4 protein-coding genes are annotated in these 3,506 nt (G+C 72.9%); 1 reads left to right on the top strand and 3 read right to left on the bottom strand.

The features are described 5' to 3' along the window. The 3 genes from GT042_RS11395 to GT042_RS39835 form a co-directional block, all read right to left on the bottom strand. Positions 1-796: patatin-like phospholipase family protein (locus GT042_RS11395; protein WP_161308598.1), on the bottom strand; the 796-nt coding region annotated here is incomplete at its 3' end. 162 nt (positions 797-958) lie between these two features. Further along, positions 959-2,152 carry an elongation factor Tu gene (gene tuf, locus GT042_RS11390; RefSeq protein WP_161308597.1) on the bottom strand — a complete coding sequence of 398 codons (1,194 nt, stop codon included), beginning with the start codon at positions 2,150-2,152 and terminating at the stop codon, positions 959-961. A 97-nt stretch (positions 2,153-2,249) separates the two neighbouring features. Then, positions 2,250-2,384: a hypothetical protein gene (locus GT042_RS39835; protein ID WP_272925702.1), complete on the bottom strand. Its 135-nt coding sequence runs from the start codon at positions 2,382-2,384 to the stop codon at positions 2,250-2,252. Between the two features lie 168 nt (positions 2,385-2,552). Here GT042_RS39835 and GT042_RS11385 point away from each other — a divergent pair, with 168 nt between their 5' ends. Then, positions 2,553-3,263 carry a TVP38/TMEM64 family protein gene (locus GT042_RS11385; RefSeq protein ID WP_161308596.1) on the top strand — a complete coding sequence of 237 codons (711 nt, stop codon included), beginning with the start codon at positions 2,553-2,555 and terminating at the stop codon, positions 3,261-3,263. Positions 3,264-3,506 lie beyond the last annotated feature (243 nt).

Below are 3,506 nucleotides of genomic sequence, written 5' to 3'. Positions count from 1 at the left end.
GAGCCACCCCCGCCCGCGCAGCCAACCCCCGCCGCCCAGGATCCAGCACGTTGTGCCCGATCGCCTTCTTCGCCGCCGCCCCCGGCGCAATCACCTCCACCCGCGCACCCCCCGCCACCAGCGCCTCCGCCTGGCTCTGCGGCCCCGCGACCACCCCGCTCCCGGACCCCACGGGCGCGATCACGACCACCCGGTCGTACCCGGCGGCGAGCTGCGCGTTGGCGGGCGAGTGCATCCCGCCGTCGATCCACTTCCGCCCCTCGATGGTCACCGGCGGCCACACCCCCGGCACCGCGCAACTCGCCGCCACCGCGTCCACCACCGGCACCCCGCTCTCCCGGTCGAACACCCGGAGCTCCCCGGTGAGCGCGTCCACGGCGGTGACGGCGAACGCCCGATCCGGCCACGTGTCGACCAGGATCCGCGAGGCGATCACGGCCCGGCGTTCCGCCTCGGGCTCCGTCGCGGCGGCCAGCGCGTACCGGCCGATCCGCTGCCCGTACGCCTCCGGGGTACGCGAGACCAGCATCGCCCGGGCGTACCGGAACAGGACCGCCGCCCCCAGCCGCGCCGGCCGCTCGTCCCCGGGCGGAGCGAGCTGCCGCTCGTACAGCGCCTCGACGTCATGCGTCCCGGCGGCGAGCTGCGCGCCGACCACCGAGCCCGCCGACGTACCGATGATCAGATCGGCCGTGGTCAGGTCCGTGCCGGCGATGCGCAGACCGTGCAGGACACCGATCGTCCAGGCGACGCCGGTGACGCCACCGCCGCCGAGGACCAGGGCCGTACGCGTCATGATTGCCGCCTCTCCCGCACCGGACCCACCACCGGGCCCAGAAGGAAGTGTCGCGCACGAACACCAAAGCCGTCCCCCACCGACCGCCGAGCCCGGCCCCCGTACCCTCACAGAAGCCGGGCCCACCACCTCGACCAGGGAAAACGCGCTCGCGCGCCACCCCTACAGCAGCGACGTCACCGTCCCGGCCCCAACCGTCCGGCCACCCTCCCGGATCGCGAAGCCGAGCCCCGGCTCCAGCGGGATGTCACGGCCCAGCTCCACGGTCATGGTGACCGTGTCGCCGGGGCGCGCGACGCCGAGGTCGCCCAGGTCCACGTCGCCGACCACGTCGGCCGTACGGATGTAGAACTGCGGCCGGTACCCGGTGGACACCGGAGTCGTACGGCCGCCCTCCCGCGCGGAGAGCACGTACACCCGCGCCGCGAAGCGCCGGCTCGGCGCCACCGTGTCCGGCGCCGCCACCACGTGCCCGCGGCGGATCGCGTCGCGTGGCATCCCGCGCAGGAGCAGCGCGACGTTGTCCCCGGCCTCGGCGGACTCCATCGGCTTGCCGAAGGTCTCCAGGCCGGTGACGGTACTGGCCTGCGGCCCCAGGTCGGCGCCCAGGACCTCCACCTTGTCGCCCACGCGCACGGTGCCGCGCTCGATCGCCCCGGTCACGACCGTGCCGCGCCCGGTGATGGTGAGGACGTTCTCCACCGGGAGCAGGAACGGCGCGTCCGTGTACCTGACCGGGATCGGCACGTACGTGTCGACCGCGTCGAGCAGCGCCTCGATCGACCCCGTCCAGCGCGGGTCGCCCTCCAGCGCGCGCAGCCCCGACACCCGGACGACGGGCGTCGTGTCGCCGCCGTACCCCTGCGAGGTGAGCAGTTCGCGCACCTCCAGCTCGACCAGGTCCGTGAGCTCGTCGTCGCCCGCGTCGGCCTTGTTGAGGGCGACGACGATGTGGTCGACGCCGACCTGGCGGGCGAGCAGGACGTGCTCGGCGGTCTGCGGCATGATCCCGTCGAGCGCGGAGACGACGAGGATCGCCCCGTCGAGCTGCGCGGCTCCGGTGACCATGTTCTTGATGTAGTCCGCGTGGCCCGGCATGTCCACGTGCGCGTAGTGGCGCGTGTCGGTCTCGTACTCGACGTGCGCGATGTTGATGGTGATCCCCCGGGCCGCCTCCTCCGGCGCCCGGTCGATCCGGTCGAACGGTACGTAGGTGGTGCCGCTGCCGCCGCCGGTCCCGCGCTCGCTGAGGACTTTGGTGATGGCGGCGGTGAGGGTGGTCTTGCCGTGGTCGACGTGGCCCATGGTGCCGATGTTCAGATGCGGCTTGGTGCGTACGTATGCCGTCTTGGACATGATGGTCCGGTCCCTTCAAGGAACTCGAAGCGTGAGAGGGACCCCCTGGACTCGCCGACCCTCCCCCTGCGGGGTCCGCCGGACGATCCGGGAAGGGTCAGCTTCGGGCGCCGTCGACGGGCGCCGCGGCGGCGACAGCGGCTGCTGCCGCCGCGTCAGCCGCGAGGAACGCGGCAGCCTTCGGCGCGTCCGCGACTGCGGACGGCGCTGCGAGGAAGGCGTACCGGAACATGTCTCGATGGTCGCCCACGGCGGCCGCCACGTCGAATGATTTACGTGCGGGGAGGGCGTTCGGGCAGGGCGCTCGGCCGCCGCGACAGGCATGTCCGACTGCTCACATCACACCCTTCCCCCGTCCCCGGTGCGGCGATCACACACGTTCGTCGGCTAGTCTCCCCGGATGCTCGACACCGCCACCCGGCCCGCGCCGGGCATCGCTGTCCGCTGCTCCAGGGCGTTGCGCTCGCCCTGGTCGCGGTTCGCTCTCCTTGTGGCGGTGCTGGCCGCCGCCGGGTCGCTCGTGCTCGTGTACGAACCGCAGAGACTCCTGTCGGAGGGCTGGCCCGCCCGACTCACCGGGAGCGCGGCCGTGGTGCTGTTCGCGCTGGCGTACGGCGTGTGCGCGGTCGCGTTCGTCCCCCGCCCGCTGCTGAATCTCGCGGCGGGGGCGCTGTTCGGTACGGCGCTCGGGCTGCCCGCGGCGCTCGCCGGGACGGTGCTGGGCGCGGGACTGGCGTTCGGTCTCGGCCGTTTTCTCGGCCAGGACGCGCTGCGGCCGCTGCTGCGGGGGCGCTGGATGGAGGCGGCGGACGGCCAGTTGAGCCGGCACGGCTTCCGGTCGATGCTGGCGGTACGCCTCTTCCCGGGCGTCCCGTTCGCGGCGGCGAACTACTGCGCCGCGATCTCCCGCATGGGGTGGGTCCCGTTCCTGCTGGCGACGGGAATCGGCTCGATCCCGAACACGGCGGCCTACGTGGTGGCAGGCAGCCGAGCCTCCTCCCCGACGTCACCGATGTTCCTGGTGGCGATGGGCTTCATCGTCCTGACGGGCGTGGCGGCAGCCTTCGTGGCCTGGCGCAAACGCGACGCACTACGAGGCAAGGACACCTGACACCAAGCCACGCCCAAACCAACGACGCCCCCCTTCAGACCCGCCCGAGCCAACCCCACCCCCACCCGCGCGATCCCACGCGTCCAGCCAAACCCAGCCCGTCCGGCGCGTGAGGACACCCTTCAAGCCCGTCCGGCGCTTGAGGACACCCACCCCCACTCGCGCGATCCCACGCGTCCAGCCAAATCCAGCCCGTCCGGCGATTGAGGACACCTTTCAAGCCCGTCCGGCGCTTGAGGACAC

Origin of the sequence: Streptomyces sp. SID3212 (assembly GCF_009865405.1) — a bacterium.
Lineage (GTDB): Bacteria > Actinomycetota > Actinomycetes > Streptomycetales > Streptomycetaceae > Streptomyces.
This window is presented reverse-complemented; position numbering and strand designations above follow the sequence as displayed.

What these genes read in the sequence shown, in the direction of transcription:
- tuf (WP_161308597.1), bottom strand. Translation starts at nt 2,152, where the DNA reads ATGTCCAAGACGGCATACGTACGCACCAAGCCGCATCTGAACATCGGC.
- GT042_RS39835 (WP_272925702.1), bottom strand. Translation starts at nt 2,384, where the DNA reads ATGTTCCGGTACGCCTTCCTCGCAGCGCCGTCCGCAGTCGCGGACGCG.
- GT042_RS11385 (WP_161308596.1), top strand. Translation starts at nt 2,553, where the DNA reads ATGCTCGACACCGCCACCCGGCCCGCGCCGGGCATCGCTGTCCGCTGC.